At 61.1% G+C, this 20,894-nt stretch carries 22 protein-coding genes and 3 tRNA genes; 18 read left to right on the forward strand and 7 right to left on the reverse strand.

All coding sequences use genetic code 11. The features are described from left to right. Positions 1–93: 93 nt before the first annotated feature. The 6 genes from AB7813_RS02410 to AB7813_RS02435 all read left to right on the forward strand — a co-directional run bounded on the left by AB7813_RS02410 (position 94) and on the right by AB7813_RS02435 (position 7,605). A tRNA-Leu gene (locus AB7813_RS02410) sits at positions 94–178 on the forward strand. Positions 179–339: 161 nt separating this feature from the next. Then, positions 340–1,692: a trigger factor gene (tig, locus tag AB7813_RS02415; protein WP_439063756.1), complete on the forward strand. Its 1,353-nt coding sequence runs from the start codon at positions 340–342 to the stop codon at positions 1,690–1,692. Positions 1,693–2,002: 310 nt separating this feature from the next. Then, positions 2,003–2,638: an ATP-dependent Clp protease proteolytic subunit gene (locus AB7813_RS02420; RefSeq protein WP_089264576.1), complete on the forward strand. Its 636-nt coding sequence runs from the start codon at positions 2,003–2,005 to the stop codon at positions 2,636–2,638. Positions 2,639–3,084: 446 nt separating this feature from the next. Continuing rightward, complete coding sequence (gene clpX / locus AB7813_RS02425) at positions 3,085–4,359, forward strand: ATP-dependent Clp protease ATP-binding subunit ClpX (RefSeq protein ID WP_089264575.1); 1,275 nt, start codon at positions 3,085–3,087, stop codon at positions 4,357–4,359. 306 nt (positions 4,360–4,665) lie between these two features. Next, positions 4,666–7,092: an endopeptidase La gene (lon, locus tag AB7813_RS02430; protein WP_093758782.1), complete on the forward strand. Its 2,427-nt coding sequence runs from the start codon at positions 4,666–4,668 to the stop codon at positions 7,090–7,092. A 96-nt stretch (positions 7,093–7,188) separates the two neighbouring features. After that, positions 7,189–7,605: a GFA family protein gene (locus tag AB7813_RS02435; protein WP_439064615.1), complete on the forward strand. Its 417-nt coding sequence runs from the start codon at positions 7,189–7,191 to the stop codon at positions 7,603–7,605. 16 nt (positions 7,606–7,621) lie between these two features. On the opposite strand, the gene AB7813_RS02440 is transcribed toward AB7813_RS02435, so the two are convergent. The 6 genes from AB7813_RS02440 to AB7813_RS02465 form a co-directional block, all read right to left on the reverse strand. Beyond that, a tRNA-Val gene (locus AB7813_RS02440) sits at positions 7,622–7,698 on the reverse strand. A 98-nt stretch (positions 7,699–7,796) separates the two neighbouring features. Then, entirely contained in the window at positions 7,797–7,982 is a 186-nt protein-coding gene (locus AB7813_RS02445; protein WP_089264572.1) for a hypothetical protein, read from the reverse strand. Continuing rightward, complete coding sequence (locus AB7813_RS02450) at positions 7,982–8,596, reverse strand: acyl-homoserine-lactone synthase (protein WP_158596803.1); 615 nt, start codon at positions 8,594–8,596, stop codon at positions 7,982–7,984. The genes AB7813_RS02445 and AB7813_RS02450 overlap by 1 nt, the downstream gene beginning before the upstream one ends. Positions 8,597–8,678: 82 nt before the next feature. Continuing rightward, the gene (locus AB7813_RS02455; protein ID WP_089264570.1) at positions 8,679–9,413 is read right to left on the reverse strand and encodes a helix-turn-helix transcriptional regulator; all 735 of its coding nucleotides are present in this window, start codon (positions 9,411–9,413) and stop codon (positions 8,679–8,681) included. A 204-nt stretch (positions 9,414–9,617) separates the two neighbouring features. Further along, on the reverse strand, positions 9,618–10,877 hold the full coding sequence (gene pepT / locus AB7813_RS02460; protein WP_439063757.1) for a peptidase T: 1,260 nt from the start codon (positions 10,875–10,877) through the stop codon (positions 9,618–9,620). 96 nt (positions 10,878–10,973) lie between these two features. Then, positions 10,974–11,294, reverse strand: a complete 321-nt coding sequence (locus AB7813_RS02465) for an HU family DNA-binding protein (protein WP_068730898.1) — start codon at positions 11,292–11,294, stop codon at positions 10,974–10,976. Between the two features lie 254 nt (positions 11,295–11,548). On the opposite strand from AB7813_RS02465, the gene AB7813_RS02470 reads away from it, so the two are divergent. Then, positions 11,549–11,625: transfer RNA gene (locus AB7813_RS02470), tRNA-Asp, on the forward strand. A 109-nt stretch (positions 11,626–11,734) separates the two neighbouring features. Here the strand turns inward: AB7813_RS02470 and AB7813_RS02475 are convergent. Continuing rightward, the gene (locus AB7813_RS02475; protein ID WP_439063758.1) at positions 11,735–12,010 is read right to left on the reverse strand and encodes a DUF3072 domain-containing protein; all 276 of its coding nucleotides are present in this window, start codon (positions 12,008–12,010) and stop codon (positions 11,735–11,737) included. A 74-nt stretch (positions 12,011–12,084) separates the two neighbouring features. Between AB7813_RS02475 and AB7813_RS02480 the strand changes: the two genes are divergently transcribed. The 11 genes from AB7813_RS02480 to nuoG all read left to right on the forward strand — a co-directional run bounded on the left by AB7813_RS02480 (position 12,085) and on the right by nuoG (position 20,892). Beyond that, positions 12,085–12,276: a hypothetical protein gene (locus AB7813_RS02480; RefSeq protein WP_320443975.1), complete on the forward strand. Its 192-nt coding sequence runs from the start codon at positions 12,085–12,087 to the stop codon at positions 12,274–12,276. Continuing rightward, positions 12,264–12,473, forward strand: a complete 210-nt coding sequence (locus tag AB7813_RS02485) for a hypothetical protein (RefSeq protein ID WP_439063759.1) — start codon at positions 12,264–12,266, stop codon at positions 12,471–12,473. The genes AB7813_RS02480 and AB7813_RS02485 overlap by 13 nt, the downstream gene beginning before the upstream one ends. A gap of 232 nt (positions 12,474–12,705) precedes the next feature. Continuing rightward, complete coding sequence (locus AB7813_RS02490; RefSeq protein WP_068730894.1) at positions 12,706–13,071, forward strand: NADH-quinone oxidoreductase subunit A; 366 nt, start codon at positions 12,706–12,708, stop codon at positions 13,069–13,071. Then, the gene (locus AB7813_RS02495; protein ID WP_089264564.1) at positions 13,062–13,649 is read left to right on the forward strand and encodes a NuoB/complex I 20 kDa subunit family protein; all 588 of its coding nucleotides are present in this window, start codon (positions 13,062–13,064) and stop codon (positions 13,647–13,649) included. Before AB7813_RS02490 ends, AB7813_RS02495 begins: the two co-directional genes overlap by 10 nt. Positions 13,650–13,675: 26 nt before the next feature. After that, the gene (locus AB7813_RS02500) at positions 13,676–14,290 is read left to right on the forward strand and encodes an NADH-quinone oxidoreductase subunit C (protein ID WP_439058211.1); all 615 of its coding nucleotides are present in this window, start codon (positions 13,676–13,678) and stop codon (positions 14,288–14,290) included. After that, positions 14,287–15,480, forward strand: coding sequence for an NADH-quinone oxidoreductase subunit D (locus tag AB7813_RS02505; RefSeq protein WP_089264562.1), 1,194 nt, complete (start codon positions 14,287–14,289; stop codon positions 15,478–15,480). The genes AB7813_RS02500 and AB7813_RS02505 overlap by 4 nt, the downstream gene beginning before the upstream one ends. Beyond that, positions 15,477–16,445, forward strand: coding sequence for an FkbM family methyltransferase (locus AB7813_RS02510; protein ID WP_439063760.1), 969 nt, complete (start codon positions 15,477–15,479; stop codon positions 16,443–16,445). The genes AB7813_RS02505 and AB7813_RS02510 overlap by 4 nt, the downstream gene beginning before the upstream one ends. A 10-nt stretch (positions 16,446–16,455) precedes the next feature. Beyond that, entirely contained in the window at positions 16,456–17,262 is an 807-nt protein-coding gene (gene nuoE / locus AB7813_RS02515) for an NADH-quinone oxidoreductase subunit NuoE (protein ID WP_231080814.1), read from the forward strand. Then, positions 17,259–17,474, forward strand: coding sequence for a hypothetical protein (locus tag AB7813_RS02520; RefSeq protein WP_439063761.1), 216 nt, complete (start codon positions 17,259–17,261; stop codon positions 17,472–17,474). The genes nuoE and AB7813_RS02520 overlap by 4 nt, the downstream gene beginning before the upstream one ends. A gap of 11 nt (positions 17,475–17,485) precedes the next feature. Then, positions 17,486–18,811 carry an NADH-quinone oxidoreductase subunit NuoF gene (gene nuoF, locus AB7813_RS02525; RefSeq protein ID WP_439063762.1) on the forward strand — a complete coding sequence of 442 codons (1,326 nt, stop codon included), beginning with the start codon at positions 17,486–17,488 and terminating at the stop codon, positions 18,809–18,811. An 11-nt stretch (positions 18,812–18,822) separates the two neighbouring features. Next, a complete protein-coding gene (gene nuoG / locus AB7813_RS02530; protein WP_439064616.1) occupies positions 18,823–20,892 on the forward strand; it encodes an NADH-quinone oxidoreductase subunit NuoG in 2,070 nt (689 codons plus the stop codon). The last annotated feature ends 2 nt before the right edge of the window (positions 20,893–20,894 follow it).

Consider the following 20,894-nt stretch of genomic DNA (forward strand, 5'->3'; position numbering starts at 1 on the left):
AAGCCGCTATGTGACCATTTTTTTGCTGCGAACCACGGTCCCCATGTTATAAGCCCGCCGCTCGCGACATCGCGGCCGGACATGATGTTTTTCGCGGGCGTGGCGGAATTGGTAGACGCGCTGGATTTAGGTTCCAGTGACGAAAGTTGTGGGGGTTCGAGTCCCTCCGCCCGCACCAAGCGCACATAGCGTTTGACCATGACGATTTTCGGACGTGTTTCCGCAAGGTTGGCCTTGCAGAGACAGTTCGCACCACCGGCGCAGGCTCTGGCCTGATGCCGCACAGATTTACAATGTCCGGGCCATTGGGCCGGACCAAGCGGGAAGAAGATTGACGCCATGCAGGTGAATGAAACCCTCTCCGAGGGATTGAAGCGCGAGTTCTCGGTCAACGTGCCGGCTGCCGACATCGAAGCCAAGGTCGATGCGCGCCTCGATGACATGAAGGGCAAGGTCAAGCTCAACGGCTTCCGCCCGGGCAAGGTTCCCGTCGGTCACCTGAAGCGTCTCTATGGTCGCTCGGTTGCCGCCGAGACCGTCGATGAATTGATCCGCGACACCAACACGCAGATCTTCACCGAGCGTGGCTTCAAGCTCGCTTCCGAGCCGAAGATCACGATGCCGACCGAGCAGAAGGAAGTCGAAGACATCCTGTCGGGCAAGTCGGACCTGAATTACACCGTCGCCATCGAAGTCGTGCCGCCGATCGCGCTCGCCGACTTCAAGAGCTTCACCGTCGAGAAGCCGGTGGCCGAAGTGACCGATGCGGACATCGATGAAGCGATCAAGCGCGTCGCCGACCAGAACCGTTCGTTCACCGAGAAGACCGGCAAGGCCGAGTCGGGCGACCGCGTGACGGTCAACTTCAAGGGCACCATCGACGGCGTCGCCTTCGAGGGCGGCACCGGCGAGGAGATCCCGGTTGCGATCGGCTCCAACACCTTCATCCCGGGCTTCGAGGACCAGCTGATCGGCATCGCCGCCGGCGAGACCCGCACCCTCAAGGTGTCGTTCCCGGTCAACTATGCGAGCGAGACGCTGGCCGGTAAGGCCGCCGAGTTCGAGACCACTGCGGCCAAGGTGGAATCGCCGGTCGACACCGTGATCGACGACGAGTTCGCCAAGACCCTCGGCCTCGAGTCCCTCGACAAGCTGAAGGAAGCTGCACGCGAGCGTCTGGTTGCCGAATTCGCCGGTGCGACCCGCCAGCGCGTCAAGCGCCTGCTGCTCGACCGTCTCGACGAGACCCACAAGTTCGATGCGCCTCCGTCGCTGGTCGATGAAGAGTTCAAGCTGATGTGGAATTCGATCCAGCAGGAGATGGCATCGTCGGGCAAGACCTTCGCCGACGAGGACACCACCGAAGAAGCCGCGCAGGAAGAGTACCGCAAGATCGCCGATCGCCGCGTGCGTCTCGGTCTCGTGCTCTCGGAGATCGGCGAGAAGAACAAGATCACCGTCAGCGATGACGAGGTCAGCCGTGCCGTGATCGAGCGCGCCCGTTCGATGCCGGGCCGCGAGAAGGAAGTGTGGGACTTTTACCGCAGCAATCCCAACGCGCTGGCCCAGCTTCGTGCACCGATCTACGAGGACAAGGTCGTCGACTTCATCCTCGAACTGGCCAATGTGACCGAGAAGAAGGTGTCCAAGGACGACCTCTACAAGGACGAGGACGAGAAGACTGCGGCCTGAGCCGCTTCTTCTTAGAAGACGTTAAAAGAAGCGCCGGCCGGGTCCTCCAGCCGGCGTTTTGACGTTAAGGATACCGCTCGAAACAGGTTCCAAAAGGGCTCCAGCGCTTTGCGGTGGCCGTCCGAATCGGCTTGAACTGAGGTTCAGGGTGGCATGTGGACCGGTGGTCTTGTTGCCGCTCGATTGGTCCATATCTGTGGGCTCTGTTTGTTGTTCCTGCATCACGGGACGTTCGTCCTCTCCCGGCAAACCGTAACCGGTTCCAGTCTTGCCGATGGACGTGTGTCTCCTCCAACCTTTCGGGTGATCAATGCGCGATCCGGTAGAAACCTACATGAACCTCGTCCCGATGGTGGTCGAACAGACCAACCGCGGCGAACGGGCTTACGATATCTTTTCGCGCCTTCTGAAGGAGCGCATCATCTTCGTGACCGGTCCGGTCGAAGATGGCATGTCGACGCTGACCGTTGCTCAGCTTCTGTTTCTCGAAGCCGAGAATCCGAAGAAGGAAATCTCGATGTACATCAACTCGCCCGGTGGCGTGGTGACGTCGGGTCTGGCGATCTACGACACGATGCAGTTCATCCGTCCGCCGGTGTCGACGCTGTGCGTCGGTCAGGCCGCGTCGATGGGCTCGCTGTTGCTGACGGCTGGCGCAAAGGACATGCGCTTCGCGCTGCCGAACGCCCGCATCATGGTTCATCAGCCGTCAGGCGGCTTCCAGGGCCAGGCCACCGACATCCTGATCCATGCCAAGGAAGTCGAGAGCCTGAAGCGCCGGCTCAACGAGATCTATGTGAAGCACACGGGACGTGCTTACGAGGACATTCACAATGCGCTCGAGCGCGATAACTTCATGACCGCGGATCAGGCGAAGGATTTCGGGCTGATCGACAAGGTCATCGACAAGCGCGCTGAAGAATCGACCCCGGCGAAGCCCGCCTAAACGACGCCGTTTCGGCGAACATATCGAGACCGAGACAGACGGCGCCCGCGCGCCGCCTGTCCCAAGCCAGCCATATCGATCAAGTTATTCCCGAATTGGTACTATGTGCCGACGCCAGCAGACGCGAGAGTTCCGCTTTCGTGCTGGTCGGGTGGTGTCATTCACGCAACGTTCCCCCAATTTTCGGGGTTCTCCCGCGCAAATGCCGCAAATCACGCTATTGTCACGCTCCAGGCGATGGAGCCGATTAGCGAATTCTTGATCATCGGCTGTCAGCATGGTTCGCTGATGCGGATCGGTTAGTATCGCGGGGATTCGAGTGAGCCGTGATTCGAGCGGCATTCTGGAACGAGGTCTTTTTTGGTACGGATTTTGCTCTATCTACGGGATATGTCCCGTAACTGGGCGACCGGCAGACAAAGATCGAACGGCGGACGGAGATAGGAATGAGTAAGGTCGGTACCAGCGACTCCAAGAACACGCTGTATTGTTCGTTCTGCGGCAAGAGCCAGCACGAAGTTCGCAAACTGATCGCGGGTCCTACCGTCTTCATCTGCGACGAATGCGTTGAACTCTGCATGGACATCATCCGCGAGGAGAACAAGTCTTCGCTGGTCAAGTCGCGCGACGGCATTCCGACGCCGAAGGAAATCTGCAAGGTGCTCGATGATTACGTCATCGGTCAGTTCCATGCGAAGAAGGTTCTCTCGGTCGCGGTGCATAACCACTACAAGCGCCTCAACCACCAGACCAAGCACAACGACGTCGAACTCGCGAAGTCGAACATCCTGCTGATCGGTCCGACCGGTTCGGGCAAGACGCTGCTCGCGCAGACGCTCGCCCGCATTCTGGACGTGCCGTTCACGATGGCCGACGCGACGACGCTGACCGAAGCCGGTTATGTTGGTGAGGACGTCGAGAACATCATCCTCAAGCTGCTGCAGGCTGCCGACTACAATGTCGAGCGTGCGCAGCGCGGCATCGTCTATATCGACGAAATCGACAAGATCTCGCGCAAGTCGGACAATCCGTCGATCACCCGTGACGTGTCGGGTGAGGGCGTGCAGCAGGCTCTGCTGAAGATCATGGAAGGCACCGTTGCCTCCGTGCCTCCGCAGGGCGGCCGCAAGCATCCGCAGCAGGAATTCCTGCAGGTGGATACGACGAACATCCTGTTCATTTGCGGCGGTGCGTTCTCGGGCCTCGAGAAGATCATCTCGTCGCGCGGACGGACCACCTCGATCGGCTTCGCAGCGCAGGTTCTGGCACCCGAAGATCGCCGCACCGGTGAGATCTTCCGCCACGTCGAGCCGGAAGATCTGCTGAAGTACGGCCTGATCCCCGAATTCGTCGGCCGTCTGCCAGTGGTCGCGACGCTCGAGGATCTCGACGAGACCTCGCTGAAGAAGATCCTGATCGAGCCGAAGAACGCGCTGGTCAAGCAGTACCAGCGCCTGTTCGAGATGGAGAACATCGAGTTGACCTTCGCCGACGAGGCGCTGGGTGCGGTGGCCCGCCGGGCTATCGAACGCAAGACCGGTGCACGTGGTCTGCGGTCGATCCTGGAGAGCATCCTGCTCGAAACCATGTTCGATCTGCCCGGTCTGGAAGGTGTCGAGGAAGTCGTCATCTCCAAGGAGGTTGTGGATGGGACGGCTCGCCCGCTCTACATCTACGCCGACCGTTCGGACCGGACGGCGGAGAGCAGCGCAAGCGCCTGATCGGGCGGCTTTCGGGCCCATCGACTTAAGTTCAATAGGCGGCTGCCGGTGATCGGCAGCCGCCTATTTTATTGCTGCTACGCTCTGTAAACCGCCCTTGTTCATGGGTATTTCCGCGACTTGACACCCCCCCGGCCCATAGCCACCTAATGCTCTCGGCGAACACAAAATCTCCCTCAAGATTCGCCATAACGATCCGGACACGTAGAGCCTGAGACGGCCGAGCAAAGACGGAAAATCGGCACCTTGTGCGGTTGCGCCATCGGGCGGACTGCTTGCAAGGGGGCACAGCAAAAGGAATGGGCCATGACTGCCTCCAAACCCCGGCCAACCATTGTTCACGGCGAAAGCCACTCCTATCCGGTGTTGCCGCTGCGCGACATTGTCGTCTTCCCGCACATGATCGTGCCTCTCTTCGTTGGCCGCGAGAAATCGATCCGCGCGCTCGAAGAGGTGATGAAGAATGATGCGCTCATCATGCTCGCCACGCAGAAGAATGCGTCGGACGATGATCCATCGCCGGACTCGATTTACGAGATCGGTACGCTCGCCAGCGTGCTGCAGCTTTTGAAGCTTCCCGACGGCACCGTGAAGGTGCTGGTGGAAGGGCTCGAGCGCGCCAAGGTCGAGAAGTATTCCGATCGCACCGAATATTACGAAGCGACGGCGGTCGCGCTGGCCGATACCGATGCCAAGAGCGTCGAGGCGGAAGCGCTGTCGCGTTCGGTGGTCTCGGACTTCGAGAGCTATGTGAAGCTCAACAAGAAGATCTCCGCCGAAGTCGTCGGTGTCGTGCAGGCGATCACTGACTTCGCCAAGCTCGGCGACACGGTCGCGTCGCATCTCGCCGTCAAGATCGCGGATCGCCAGGGCATCCTGGAAACGTTGTCCGTCACCGCGCGCCTGGAGAAGGTGCTCGGCCTGATGGAGAGCGAGATCTCGGTGCTGCAGGTCGAGAAGCGCATCCGCTCGCGCGTCAAGCGCCAGATGGAGAAGACCCAGCGCGAGTATTATCTCAACGAGCAGATGAAGGCGATCCAGAAGGAGCTCGGCGACGACGAAGGTCGCGACGAGCTGGCCGACATCGAAGAGAAGATCGCCAAGACCAAGCTGTCGAAGGAAGCCCGCGAGAAGGCACAGCATGAGCTGAAGAAGCTGCGCCAGATGTCGCCGATGTCCGCGGAAGCGACCGTCGTGCGCAACTATCTCGATTGGCTGCTGTCGATTCCGTGGGGCAAGAAGTCCAAGGTCAAGAAGGACCTCGCCGCGGCGCAGGCCGTGCTGGACGACGATCACTACGGGCTCGAGAAGGTCAAGGACCGCATCGTCGAGTATCTCGCGGTGCAGACCCGCGCCAACAAGCTGAGCGGGCCGATCCTGTGCCTCGTCGGTCCTCCCGGCGTCGGCAAGACCTCGCTCGGCAAGTCGATCGCGAAGGCGACCGGACGTGAGTTCGTGCGCGTGTCGCTCGGCGGCGTGCGTGACGAGGCGGAGATTCGCGGACATCGCCGGACCTATATCGGTTCGATGCCCGGCAAGATCATCCAGTCGATGCGCAAGGCCAAGACGACGAATCCGCTCTTCCTGCTGGATGAGATCGACAAAATGGGCGCCGATTTCCGCGGCGATCCGTCGTCGGCTCTGCTTGAGGTCCTCGACCCCGAGCAGAACGGCACCTTTGCCGATCACTATCTGGAGGTCGACTACGATCTGTCGAACGTGATGTTCATCACCACGGCGAACACCCTGAATATTCCGGGCCCGCTGATGGATCGTATGGAGATCATCCGGATCGCCGGCTACACGGAGAACGAGAAGGTCGAGATCGCCCGCAAGCATCTCATTCCGATCGCGCTCTCGAAGCACGGTCTGGATGCCAAGGAATGGTCGATCGACGACGACGCCTTGCTCTTGATGATCCGCCGCTACACCCGCGAAGCGGGCGTGCGTAATCTGGAGCGCGAGCTCTCCACACTGGCCCGCAAGGCCGTGAAGGAGCTGATGCTCTCGAAGAAGAAGGTGGTGAAGGTCACCGAGAAGAATCTCGAAGAGTTCCTGGGCGTGCCCAAGTATCGCTACGGCGAGATCGAGAGCGACGATCAGGTCGGTGTCGTCACCGGTCTGGCATGGACGGATGTCGGTGGTGAATTGCTCACCATTGAAGGCGTCATGATGCCCGGCAAGGGCCGCATGACTGTTACCGGCAACCTGCGTGACGTGATGAAGGAATCGATCTCGGCGGCGGCATCCTACGTCCGCTCGCGTGCGATCAACTTCGGGATCGAGCCGCCGCTGTTCGAGCGGCGCGACATCCACGTCCACGTGCCCGAGGGTGCAACGCCGAAGGACGGTCCGTCCGCAGGCGTGGCGATGGCGACGACGATCGTGTCCGTGCTCACGGGCATTCCGATCCGTCACGATGTCGCCATGACCGGCGAGATCACGCTGCGCGGCAGGATCCTGCCGATCGGTGGTCTGAAGGAGAAGCTGTTGGCAGCGGCCCGCGGCGGCATCAAGACGGTGCTGATCCCCGAGGACAATGCCAAGGACCTCACCGAGATCTCCGACGCCATCAAGGGCGGGCTGAATATCATCCCGGTCGCCCGGATGGACGAGGTGATCGCTAACGCCCTGGTGCGGGCACCGAAGGCGATCGTCTGGGAAGAGGACACCAAGCTGCCGGTGAAGGCCGACGGCGCGGAAGAGGCCGGCAGCGGCCTGACGGCTCACTAAGGCCGACATCCTCGATAGCAATCAGCGGCGCCCTTCGGGGCGCCGTTTTTTTGTGGCATCATGGCGGCGGGCAAAGACGTAGCGAAGGAAGGCGCGATGCAGATCGACGGCCAATGCCACTGCGGCTTCATCAGCTATCGCGCGACAATCGATCCCCAGCGGGTGTCGATCTGCCATTGCACGGATTGCCAGACCATGACCGGCTCGGCCTATCGCGTCACGGTGCTGACGCCGGCCGACACGATCGAGATGACGGGCGGCGCGCCGAAGGTCTACGTCAAGCGCGGCGACAACGGTCTCAACCGGCTGCAGCATTTTTGCGGGGACTGCGGCACGCCGATATTCGCCAGTGGCGAGGCGGCTGAGGATAACGAGTGGGGTATTCGCTGGGGCAGTATCCGCCAGCGCGCCGAGCTGCCGCCACGACGACAGATCTGGTGCCGGTCAGCCGCGTCCTGGATTCATGATCTTGCGGAACTACCAGCGCGGCCGAAGGGATCGAACGATCCATAGCGGCCCATGGAGGTGGTGGTAGGCGGCGAGAGATTCGAACTCCCGACCCTCTCGGTGTAAACGAGATGCTCTAACCAGCTGAGCTAGCCGCCCTCGGGCAATCACCCTCACGGCCTCTCTTTAACGCCAGCACTCCGTCGCGGCAAGGCGTTCCCGCGCGGATATTCCGATCTCGCCCTCAGGTGTTTCGCCTAGCGCGCCGCCAGCACCTTGGCGAGCTGAACGCCTTCGTTCAACAGCGCCATGCGCAGCAGATCATAGGTCGTCTCGGACCCGCATGCGTTCGCCAGCCGCAAAGCTTGCAGCATTGTGACGATCAGCTCGTCGCTGTCCTTGCCGCCCTGAATGACCTGGAACTGATTGGGGGACATCGGCATCAGGCGATCCGCCGGGATGTCTGAGGCAGTGCAAAGACGCTGTCTTTGATGGCGACACTCTTGCTGACGCGAGCGAGACACTTTTCGCTAACATGAAACAGCACGGCGATGGTGGCCTCGCCATCGATCATGGCTGGCAATCCCAGCGGCTCGATCTCCAGTCCGAAGCCCTGAAGAATCGGGATGCGCAAGGGATTGATGACCGAGGTGAAACCGGACAGGCCTTCCATCAGGCCATATTCCTGAATCGCGAGCAGCAGTTCGAAATAGTGATGGCTGCGGCGTTCGGATTTGCGCATGGCAAAGCGTGTCAGCTCGAACACATCGCGGCGCTGGATCAGCGCGCCATCGACAAGCTGCGCAAAATTCTCGCTGAGCATGTGAGGCAAGACGGTTGGATAGAGCCGGAAGCCGCCTGCGACAGTGCCTGCGTCGTCGGCCGCGACCAGATAGACGGCGGCATCATCGTCATACTGGTCTTTCTCGTGCTCGCCATCGACATCGAAGGCGGTCCAGCCGCGCTCTCCGACAAAGACCTCGTGCCGTAACCGAAATTGCTTGTCCAGGAGATCGCCGAACTGCCCAGCATTACCGCTGTGAATGACCTCGATCATAAAAAGCTCTCCACGCTCGTCTGCGTGGAGGGTTCTCATGATGAGTTTGGTCGCGATATTCCGTGGGCAGGGGATTGACAATTCAGAAAGCGATCAGTCCTTGTGTGATCGCTTCGGCCACGGCCTGCGCGCGCGTATGCGCATTCAACTTGTGCATGGCAGCGGTGACAGTCTTGTTCACCGTATCCTCGGAGATACCGAGAATGACGCTCGTATCCCAGGCGGTCTTTCCGGCAGCGACCCAGCTGACGACCTCGCGCTCCCGCAAGGTGAGGGCGATCAACTTCGCACGCTGATGAGAGCGAAGCGTTGCAAAGCGGTTGAACGCATACATCGTGACGAGCTCGATGGCGCCGTGCGCGTCCTCGGTATTTTCGACTTCGTAGCCTGCCAGCGAGAGGCCGGCCTGATAGCCGTTCATGCCGTGCACCGGTGCGCAGAGGCCGAACTTCAATCCGTAATCGACAGACGCGATCTCCATGATGGTCCGTGATATCGGGCTGACCTCATCGAGCCGGATGTCGGACCAGGTGAACAGCTCGGGTTGCCGGCGGATCCGCGGCGCAACGGGATCCGAGGCATAGAAATTGGACGCGCTATATTGTTCGGCCCATGGCTTGGGCCATACTTTCAGCAACACGCGATCTTCGAACGGTTGGTTGACGCCGGTCGAGGCCAGAAAGCAGATGTGGTTGTAGCCGAACGATTTGGCCGTAGCGGCCACGACATCGCCAACCGCAGACATGGAGGCGGCATTGGCAATGCTTTCGATGGCCGACAACGCGGTCTGAAAATGCTTGCCTTTGAATGACCCCATGGCGCGCCTGCATATCAGCTGAAATGGAGCTATGTTTTTGGGAAATTATTCTTGTTATAATTTATAATATGTACTGGGGAGGATATCGTCGCCGTCACGGCGCGCAATTCGCCATTCGATTGACAGTACAACTATACACCGTTCCGTCACTGCCGGAACGCCCGTCCCTCGCTGCTTTGTGCCGCGAATGGTTCTTTGTTACCACTACGCCCTTTCTTCCCAGATCATCGCGAGATGCACGATGGTCTGCACGGCTTTTTCCATGTCCTGAACGCTGACCCATTCGGTACGGCCATGGAAGGCGTGTTCGCCGGCGAAGATATTGGGGCAGGGCAGGCCCATGAAGGACAGCCGCGATCCGTCGGTGCCGCCGCGGATGCTGCTGCGGACGGGTTTGAGCCCGGCGCGCTGGATCGCTTCCACGGCGTATTCGACCATCTGCGGATAGCGGTCGATCACCTGCTTCATGTTGCGGTATTGCTGCTTGATTTCGAGTGTCGCCGTCGAATGCGGATAGGCCGTCATCACGTCGTCGACGATGGATTGCAGCAGCGTTTCCTTCTCGGCAAGGCCGTCATCTGTGAAGTCGCGCACGATCAGACTGAGCGTCGCTTTTTCAAGCGCGCCAGAAATGCCGATCGGATGCAGGAAGCCTTGCTTGCCGTCGGTGGTCTCAGGCGAACAGGTGTCTTTCGGCAGTCGCTCGACGATTGCGGCGGCGATCTTGATGGCGTGCTCCATCTTGCCCTTGGCAAAGCCGGGATGCGCGCTGACGCCTTCGATGGTGATGACGGCACCGTCGGCCGAGAAAGTCTCGTCTTCGACATAGCCGGCGGTCTCGCCATCCATGGTGTAGGCGAAGTCGGCGCCCAGCTTTGTCAGGTCGACCTTGTCCACGCCGCGGCCGATCTCTTCATCGGGCGTGAACAGGATCTTGATGGTGCCGTGCTTGATCTGTGGATTGGCAACCAGGAAACGTGCCGCGTCCATGATCTCGGCAAGGCCAGCCTTGTTATCGGCACCCAGCAAAGTGGTGCCGTCGGTGGTGATGATGTCATGGCCGATCTGGTCCTTCAGCGCCGGATTGTCGGCGACGCGGATGACCTGCGTTGTGTCCACCGGCAGCACGATATCGCCGCCCCGATAGTTCTTGACGATCTGCGGTTTGACGTCCTTGCCACTGCAGTCGGGCGAAGTGTCCATATGCGAGCAGAAGCATATCACCGGCACTTTCTTGTCCGATGTCGCGGGGATCGTCGCATAGACATAGCCATGCTCGTCGAGATGCGCGTCCCTGAGCCCCAGGTCCCGCAGCTCCTGCGCGAGTACGCGGCCGAGATCCTTCTGCTTTTCGGTCGATGGGCAGGTGGGGGAGGCGGGGTCGGACTGGGTGTCGATCACCACATAGCGCAGGAAGCACGCAGTCACGTCATGGGCGAAATCGAAGGGGAGAGTTGCTGTCAAAGGTCACCATCTGATTGCAGAAGTCCTCACAGCTTAGAAGTTTCATTCCGGGCCGTCACGAGGACGCGGCCCGGAATGAGAAGTTCAAGCGGTCGATCAGACGGCTTCCTTGAGTTCCTTGGCCGGCCGGAACGCGACCTTCTTGCTGGCCGCGATCTCGATCTGCTCGCCGGTCGCCGGGTTGCGACCCATGCGGGCGGCGCGCTTGCGGACCTGAAGGATGCCAAGGCCGACGATGCGGATACGCTCGCCATTCTTGAGGTGGTTGGTGATGCGCTCCACCATGTCACCGAGGATTTCTTCGGCCTTCTTCTTCGACAGCTCGTGATCTTCAGCCAGGGCCGCGGCGAGATGCTTCAGCGTGATGGTGGGAGGAGTGGCCGCTTTCGCGGCGGTGGTGGTTGCAGCTTTTGCCATGAATCTGGCCCTTCTCGTTGGTGGTCTGTCTTAAACCTGTGACGCAGCAGGGCTTAAACGATTCGGAGCGATGCCGCCCCGCTGTTTTGCCTGCAAACAGGGGCTTATTTGCATTTCCGGCCTTAAAATGGCCTTCTCGCAAGCCTGCAACGACGCCTTCTTGTGATGTCCCCCGGAATGGTTCTGCAACGTCCTTGACTTCAAAAGGACGTCCCTTTATGTCCAGCCCCACTGCGGGATTGCAGACGATCCACGCGGGAGTAGCTCAGTTGGTTAGAGCGCTGCCCTGTCACGGCAGAGGTCGCGGGTTCGAGTCCCGTCTCTCGCGCCATTCCATCGGGAATGGCGGGATTCAGGTCCATCCGCGGTTGTCCCAACAAGTTTCTTCAAGAGAACTATAGAGTTGCAGACGTCTCGCGCGGCATTTGACGTGCCAGCGCTCAGAACGAATCTGCGAGCGCGATTTCCTGCTTCAGCGCCTCGATTCGCCGCGCGGCTTCAGCGCGCGTCAGGTCCTTTTCGAATTGTTTGGGCTGATAGGCCTCGATCGCCAGCGATTTCAGCGTCAGCGCCTGGCCGCGGGTCATCGGGCCGGAGAGGCGATCCGGCAGGCTCTCATACGACGATACCGATGCGGCAATCGCGGGGACGACGATCTCACCGCGGGCGTTCAAAGCCGGGGTCTTCAAAGCCAGGGCCTTCAAAGCAAGGGTCATGGGAACCTCCAAAAATCCGATCTGGGTCGAAACAATGGCTTGTCAATTTGTTCTCTTTTTGTTCTATATCGCAAATGACCAAGCTTGCCAACCTGAATTTCAGAATCGCCCGGCTGCGCTACCAGATGAAAGGGGTGCAGTCGGATATCCGGCTGCTGACCAATGCCGGGCTGGACTGTGCCAATGCCTCCATGCGCCTGCGGCGGATGCAGGCCGACCTGCTGGCGCTCATTGCGGAACGTGAGGCGCTGGCATGTCCGGCGTGAGCGAGCCGCCGCAACTCAGGATCATCACATTGCGGGCGCAGATCGCCGAGCTCGGCGCGGCGATCCGCCTGTTGCGACAGGCGGGCATGGACAACGCCGCCGCGGAGTTGCTGCTGGTACGGAAACGCGCCGAATTGGATGGCATGTTGTGGCAGGGAAGGAACGTCAGGTCCGCCCCGCCGACGGGCGAGGTTTGACGGTCCCGGCGGTTGAGAAGTCATGCCGGATTTTTTGAGAATCTGCGGGAGGTTTGTCGCAGCCGGCGATGCATCGGCAAGGTTGCGTTTCAATCGTCGCGCCGCGCATGGCAGGGCATAAAACTGTCAACATCCCTTGTCTTGCATGGCTTGTTGCGCTGCGCTAAGCCTCAGAACCATTCCAATGTTCGAATCTGTGGCAAAGTCAGGGCCGCAGGAGTAAGGCTCGCCGATGAACGGCATCTTGCATAATTATCTCCCACTTGTGGTCTTTATCGGCATCGCATCCGTCATCGGTCTGGCCTTGCTGATCGCGCCATTTCTCGTCGCCTACCAGCAGCCAGATCCGGAAAAGCTGTCCGCCTATGAATGCGGATTCAACGCTTTTGACGATGCGCGCATGAAGTTCGATGTGCGGTTCTATCTGGTGGCGATTCTCTTCATCATCTTCGATCTGGAAGTCGCCTTTCTGTTTCCGTGGGCAGTGGCCTTCGGCAAGCTTGGCGCAACCGGCTTCTGGTCGATGATCGTGTTTCTTGGCGTGCTCACCATCGGTTTCGCCTACGAATGGAAGAAAGGCGCGCTCGAATGGGATTGAGCCCAGTCATTGCCTCGGCTCCCGCCATCGCGCAGGCGCCAAAAGGCATCATCGATCCGTCCACCGGCAAGCCGGTCGGCGCGAACGATCCGTATTTTCTCGAGGTCAATGCCGAGCTGTCCGACAAGGGCTTCTTCGTTGCTGCGACCGACGATCTGATCACCTGGGCGCGCACCGGCTCGCTGATGTGGATGACCTTCGGTCTCGCCTGCTGTGCGGTCGAGATGATGCAGGTGTCGATGCCGCGTTACGACGTCGAGCGCTTCGGTTTCGCGCCGCGCGCGTCGCCGCGTCAGTCCGACGTGATGATCGTCGCCGGCACGCTGACCAACAAGATGGCCCCGGCGCTGCGCAAGGTTTATGACCAGATGCCGGAGCCGCGTTACGTCATCTCGATGGGCTCCTGCGCCAATGGCGGCGGCTACTATCACTACTCGTATTCGGTGGTTCGGGGCTGCGACCGTATCGTGCCGATCGACATTTATGTCCCGGGCTGCCCGCCCACCGCAGAAGCGCTTCTCTACGGCGTGCTGCTGCTGCAGAAGAAGATCCGCCGCACCGGCACGATTGAACGCTAAGACTCGCGAACGCTTAAGGCTTTGTCATGGACGATGTGAGGCTCGACACACTGGGTCAGACGATTGTCGGCGCCCTGCCGGGTGCCGCACTCGCGCATGAGGTGGCGTTTGGCCAGCTGACGATCGCGGTGGAAACATCGAGGATCGTCGAGGTCGCGCAGTTCCTGCGTGACGATCCGCGCTGCCGCTTCGTCAATTTCACCGATGCGACGGCTGTGGATTACCCGGGGCGCGAGAAGCGCTTCGACGTCGTCTATCATCTGATGTCGCCGACATTGAACACCCGCATCCGTCTGAAAGGTCTGGCATCCGAAACAACTCAGGTGCCGTCGATCATTTCGGTGTTTCCCGGCGCTGACTGGTTCGAGCGCGAAGCCTATGACCTCTATGGCGTGATCTTTGTCGGCCATCCCGACATGCGCCGGCTGCTGACCGATTACGGTTTCGACGGCCATCCGCTGCGCAAGGACTTCCCGCTCACTGGCTTCGTCGAGGTTCGCTACGACGACCAGGAGAAGCGGGTGGTGTACGAGCCGGTCCGGCTCAACCAGGAATTCCGCAAATTCGATTTCCTCTCGCCTTGGGAAGGCGCGGATTATCCCGTGCTGCCGGGTGACGAGAAGGCAGAGGTCAAGCCATGACCGAACAACCCAACGTTCGCAATTTCACGATCAACTTCGGACCGCAGCATCCGGCCGCGCACGGCGTGCTCCGCCTTGTGCTGGAACTCGACGGTGAAGTCGTCGAGCGCGTCGATCCGCATATCGGCCTGCTTCACCGCGGCACCGAGAAGCTGATCGAGCAGAAGACCTATCTGCAGGCGATCCCGTATTTCGACCGGCTCGATTACGTCGCGCCGATGAACCAGGAACACGCATTCTGTCTGGCCGCCGAAAAGCTGCTCGGCGTCACCGTGCCGCGCCGCGGCCAGTTGATCCGCGTGCTGTATTCCGAAATCGGCCGCATCCTGTCGCATCTTCTCAACATCACCACGCAGGCGATGGACGTCGGCGCGCTGACCCCGCCGCTGTGGGGCTTCGAAGAGCGCGAAAAACTGATGGTGTTCTATGAGCGCGCCTCGGGCTCGCGCATGCATGCCGCGTTCTTCCGCATCGGCGGCGTACATCAGGATCTGCCGCCCAAGCTGATCAACGATATCGATGCCTGGTGCGATGCCTTCCCGCAGGTGCTCGACGATCTCGAAACGCTGCTCACCGGCAATCGTATTTTCAAACAGCGTAACGTCGATATCGGCGTGGTGTCGCTGGAAGACGCCTGGAAGTGGGGCTTCTCCGGCGTGATGGTGCGCGGCTCGGGCGCTGCATGGGATTTGCGCAAGTCGCAGCCTTATGAATGCTACGCCGAAATGGACTTCGACGTTCCGATCGGCAAGAACGGTGACTGCTACGATCGTTACTGTATTCGTGTCGAAGAGATGCGACAGTCGACCAAGATCATGAAGCAGTGCATCGCCAAGATGCGCGCGCCGGACGGGCAGGGCGCCGTTGCGGTCGAAGACAACAAGATTTTCCCGCCGCGTCGCGGCGAGATGAAGCGTTCGATGGAATCGCTGATCCATCACTTCAAGCTCTACACCGAAGGTTTTCGTGTGCCGGAAGGCGAAGTCTATGCTGCCGTCGAAGCGCCGAAGGGCGAGTTCGGCGTCTATCTCGTCTCCGACGGCAGCAACAAGCCGTACAAGTGCAAGATCCGCGCGCCGGGCTTTGCTCATCTGCAGGCCATGGATTTCATGTGCCGCGGCCATCTGCTCGCCGACGTCTCCGCCATTCTCGGTTCGCTCGACATCGTGTTCGGAGAGGTCGATCGGTGACGCTGACGCCTCCCATACAGTTTGACCGGGCGTCCGGCGTTCTCCAGAGCGTGAATCTCTGGGAACGTGCGATGGCCTGTGCGCTGGTGGTTGGCTCGAAGATCTCGTCGTCGTTCTCGCATCGCGGCTACAACATGTGCGCCAATCTGATGCGCAGGACTGTGCTGCCGGCGCGCGATCTCGTGGTGAAGCTGAATGCGGATGCGCTGTTCGCATTCCCGTTCGGCGATGGCTACTGGAGCAAGTTGCTCAACCGCACGTTCTCCTATGAAGACGAGCTTGAGGTGTTGTTCCGGAACTCGATCGATGTCGATTACACGCTGCTCGATTGCGGCGCGAATTACGGATACTGGTCGGTGCTGGTGTCGAGCGGGCCGTTCGGCTCGCACAAGGCGATTGCGATCGAGCCGTCGTTCGACAATTTCGCCAAGCTCGCTACTAACGCCAGGATCAATGGTGACCGGTTCGACGTCATCAAATGCGCGATCGGCTCGCAGCGTGGTACGGCGCATCTGTCGGGCACCAAGCACGAAGCTTTCAGCATCGCCGGCGATCCCAATGCCGGCGGCGAGGAAGTGCCGGTGATCTCGCTCGACAATCTGCTCGACGACGGCAAGGTGTCGATGTCCGGCAAATATCTGATCAAGCTCGACGTCGAAGGCGTCGAGATCGAGGCTATCAAGGGCGGCGCACGATTGCTGCAGGGCGACTCGGTCATCATGTGTGAAGAGCACGGCAATGACCCGTATCACACCGTCTCACGCTTTATCCTGGATCAAACGCCGCTCAAGCTGATCGTGCATGATCCCGCCACCAACCGTTTCGAAACCGTGACCGAGTTGTCGATCCTCGATCGCATCAAGGTGTCCACACATGTTGGCTACAACGTGTTTGGCACATCGAGTGCGTTCTGGCTCGACCGCATCAACAGCCTGAATGCGAGCGCGGCGCGCCGCACTCATTGAGAGACTAGACATGTCCGTCCGCCGTTTGGCTCCGAAAGAAGTTCAGCCCGCTTCGTTTGAATTCACGCCTGAGAATCTGGCGTGGGCGAAAGAGCAGATCACGCATTATCCGCCCGGTCGTCAGGCATCCGCCGTGATCGCGATCCTGTGGCGTGCGCAGGAACAGCAGGCTGGCTGGGTGTCGGAAGCCGCGATCCGCGTCGTCGCCGACATGCTGGAAATGCCATATATCCGCGTGCTCGAAGTCGCGACCTTCTATACCCAGTTTCAGTTGCAGCCGGTCGGCAAGAAGGCTCATATTCAGGTCTGCGGCACCACGCCTTGCATGCTGCGCGGCGCCGGCGATCTGATCGACGTCTGTCAGCATCGCATCCATCACGACCCGTTCCATCTGTCCGCAGATGGCGACTTCTCGTGGGAAGAGGTCGAGTGCCTCGGCGCCTGCGTCAACGCCCCGATGGCGATGATCTGGAGCGACACCTACGAAGACCTCACCAAAGAGAGCATGAACAAGCTGATCGACGGTTTCGCTGCCGGCACGCCGCCGAAGCCGGGTTCGCAGATCGGCCGTCAGTTTGCGGCGCCCGAAGGCGGCGCGCGCGTGATGACGAGCGGTGGCGCCGCCAGTTACACCAAGGTTCTGGATATGCCGAAGGAACCCGCGCTCGCCGATGCCGAGCCGAAGAAGCAGACCGAGTCGGCCAATGTGCAGGAGCGCCCGGCGCCGAAGCCGCCAGCGGCTGATGCGACCAAGGCTAATCCGCCGAAAGCTGGCGCTCCCAAGGAGCCGAAGACTCCGAAGGAGCCGAAGAAATGACGCGCGCACTGTCGATGAAATTTGCAACGCAGTCGGGGGACGCGGCAATGAACAAGTGGCTCTACATCGCACTGCATACGATGGTCGCAGCTGCGTTCATTTTCTCGCTGCAGCGTTTCTTTTTGAACGCCACGCTTGAATCCAGTCTGTTGTGGGCCGTTGTGTTCGGCGGTTGCGCCGCGATGCTCGCCTACAAGCAATCCAATCGCTGATCGAGGAAGCCATGCTCGACGACAACGACCGCATCTTCCGCAATCTCTACGGCCTCGACGACTGGGGCCTCGCCGGCGCACGCCGCCGCGGCGGCTGGGATGGCACCAAAGCCATCATCGACAAGGGCCGCGACTGGATCGTCAACGAGATGAAGGCGTCGGGCCTGCGTGGCCGCGGCGGTGCAGGTTTCCCGACCGGCATGAAGTGGTCCTTCATGCCGAAGGACAATGCCGACGGCCGCCCGAGCTATCTCGTCGTCAATGCCGACGAGTCCGAGCCCGGCACCTGCAAGGACCGCGAGATCATGCGGCACGATCCGCATACGCTGGTCGAAGGCTGTCTGATCGCCGGCTGCGCCATGGGCGCTCATGTCGGCTACATCTATGTGCGCGGCGAATTCATTCGGGAGCGCGAACATCTGCAGGCGGCGATCGATCAGGCCTATGAGGCCAATCTGATCGGCAAGAACAACATTCACGGCTTCCCGTTCGACCTCTATGTCGCGCACGGTGCCGGCGCCTATATCTGCGGCGAAGAGACCGCGCTGCTCGAAAGCCTCGAAGGCAAGAAGGGCCAGCCGCGCCTGAAGCCGCCATTCCCGGCCAATGTCGGTCTCTACGGCTGCCCGACCACGGTGAACAACGTCGAGTCGATCGCCGTTGCGCCGGACATCCTGCGCCGCGGCGCGGCGTGGTTCGCCTCGATCGGCCGTCCGAACAATGTCGGCACCAAGCTTTACGGCATCTCCGGCCACGTCAACACGCCCTGCGTCGTTGAAGACGCCATGAGCATTCCGTTCCGTGAACTGATCGAGAAGCACGGCGGCGGCATTCGTGGCGGTTGGGGCAATCTGCTCGCGATCATCCCGGGCGGCGCATCGTGCCCGCTGATCCCGGCTGCGGATTGCGAAGAACTCATCATGGATTTCGACGGCACCCGCGCGGTGAAGTCGTCGTTCGGCACCGCCGGCGTCATCGTCATGGACAAGTCCACCGATGTCGTCGCAGCGATTGCCCGCATCAGCTACTTCTTCAAGCATGAGAGTTGCGGCCAGTGCACGCCGTGCCGTGAAGGCACCGGCTGGATGTGGCGCGTGCTGAGCCGCATGGTCGAAGGCCGCGCTCACAAGCGCGAGATCGACATGCTGCTCGAAGTCACCAAGCAGGTTGAAGGCCACACCATCTGCGCACTCGGCGATGCCGCCGCGTGGCCGGTGCAGGGCCTGATCCGCGCCTTCCGCCCGGAGATCGAACGCCGCATCGAAGAGTTCAGCCGCAAGGCCACGCTCGATGATCAGGGCATCCTCGATCCCGCGCATCTGGTCGCGGCGGAGTAGGGCGCATGGCTATGACGAAACTGATCATCGACGGCAAAGAGATCGAGGTCCCCGCGGAATACACGCTGCTGCAGGCGTGTGAAGCCGCCGGCGCCGAAATCCCGCGCTTCTGCTACCACGAGCGCCTGTCGATCGCCGGCAATTGCCGCATGTGCCTGGTCGAGGTGAAGGGCGGACCGAAGCCGGTCGCGAGCTGCGCCTGGGGCGTGCGTGATTGCCGGCCTGGTCCCAAGGGAGAACCGCCGGAAATCTCGACCCGTTCGCCGATGGTCAAGAAGGCACGCGAAGGCGTGATGGAATTTCTGCTGATCAACCACCCGCTGGATTGCCCGATCTGCGATCAGGGCGGCGAGTGCGATCTTCAGGACCAGGCCATGGGCTATGGCGTCGACACGTCGCGCTTTGCCGAAAACAAGCGTGCCGTCGAGGACAAGTATCTCGGCGCGCTGGTGAAGACCTCGATGAATCGCTGCATCCAGTGCACGCGCTGCGTCCGCTTTGCTGCAGAAATCTGCGGCGTGCCGGAAATGGGTGCCACCGGTCGCGGCGAGGACATGGAAATCACCTCGTTCCTCGAAACGGCGCTGACCTCGGAGCTGCAGGGCAACCTGGTCGATATCTGCCCGGTCGGTGCGCTGACCTCGAAGCCTTACGCTTTCGCCGCGCGTCCGTGGGAGCTCGGCAAGACCCAGTCCATCGACGTCATGGATGCCGTCGGTTCGGCGATCCGCGTCGATACCCGTGGCCGCGAAGTGATGCGCATCCTGCCGCGCGTCAATGAGGCCGTGAACGAGGAATGGATCTCCGACAAGACGCGCCACATCGTCGACGGCCTGCGCACGCAGCGCCTCGATCGTCCGTATATCCGCGACAACGGCAAGCTGCGCGCTGCGACCTGGGCTGAAGCGTTCAGTGCCATCGCTTCGAAGGTTGCCGGCAGCAAGAAGATCGGCGCCATCGCTGGCGATCTCGCCGCCGTCGAGGAAATGTTCGCGCTGAAGCAACTGCTCGCAAGCATGGGTTCTGCCAATCTGGCGACCCAGAGCGCGGGCGCGTTCGACACGGCCACTGGCCGCGCGTCCTACATTTTCAACCCGACCATCGCCGGCATCGAGCAGGCCGATGCGCTGCTGATCGTGGGCGCCAATCCGCGCAAGGAAGCCGCCGTTCTCAACGCGCGCATCCGCAAGGCATGGCGCACCGGTGCATTGAAGGTCGGCGTGATCGGCGAGAAGGCTGATCTGACCTATCGCTACGACTATCTCGGCGCCGGCACGGACTCGCTGGCCGAACTCGCCGCCGGCAAGAACGCCTTCGCCGATGTGCTGAAGAACGCCAAGCACCCGATCGTGCTGGTTGGCGCCGGTGTAGCCGCACGTGCCGATGGCGCTGCGGTACTGGCGGCGGCTGCCAAGCTCGCGTCGGACTTCGGCGTGATCAAGGACGGCTGGAACGGTTTTGCGGTGCTGCAGACAGCAGCCTCGACGGTCGGCGCGCTCGATATCGGCTTCGCGCCGACCTCGGGCAGCCTGAGCCTCGCGCAGATGACGTCGGCCGGTTCGCTCGACGTGCTGTTCTCGCTCGGCGCCGACGACGTGAAAGTCGCCGACGGCACCTTCGTCGTCTACATCGGCACCCATGGTGACCGCGGTGCGCATCGCGCCGACGTGATCCTGCCGGGTGCGGCCTATACCGAAAAGTCCGGCATCTTCGTCAACACCGAAGGCCGCGTGCAGATGGCGGAGCGCGCCGGTTTCCCGCCGGGCGATGCCCGCGAGGACTGGGCAGTGATCCGCGCATTGTCCGACGTGCTCGGCCACAAGCTGCCTTACGACTCGCTGGCTGCGCTGCGGCAGGCGATCTTCAAGGCTGCACCGCACCTGATGCGCATCGATCAGATCGAGGCCGGCGATGCCGGTGCGATCAAGACCCTTGCGGGCAAGGGCGGCACCGTCGACAAGACACCGTTCAAGGCCTCCGTTGAGGACTTCTACCTGACCAACCCGATCGCGCGTGCGTCAGCCATCATGGCGGAATGCTCCCGCCTGGCCTCCGGCCAGATGCTGACGGCGGCGGAGTAAAC

The organism is Tardiphaga sp. 20_F10_N6_6, assembly GCF_052076045.1.
In the GTDB taxonomy this organism is placed as follows: domain Bacteria; phylum Pseudomonadota; class Alphaproteobacteria; order Rhizobiales; family Xanthobacteraceae; genus Tardiphaga; species Tardiphaga robiniae.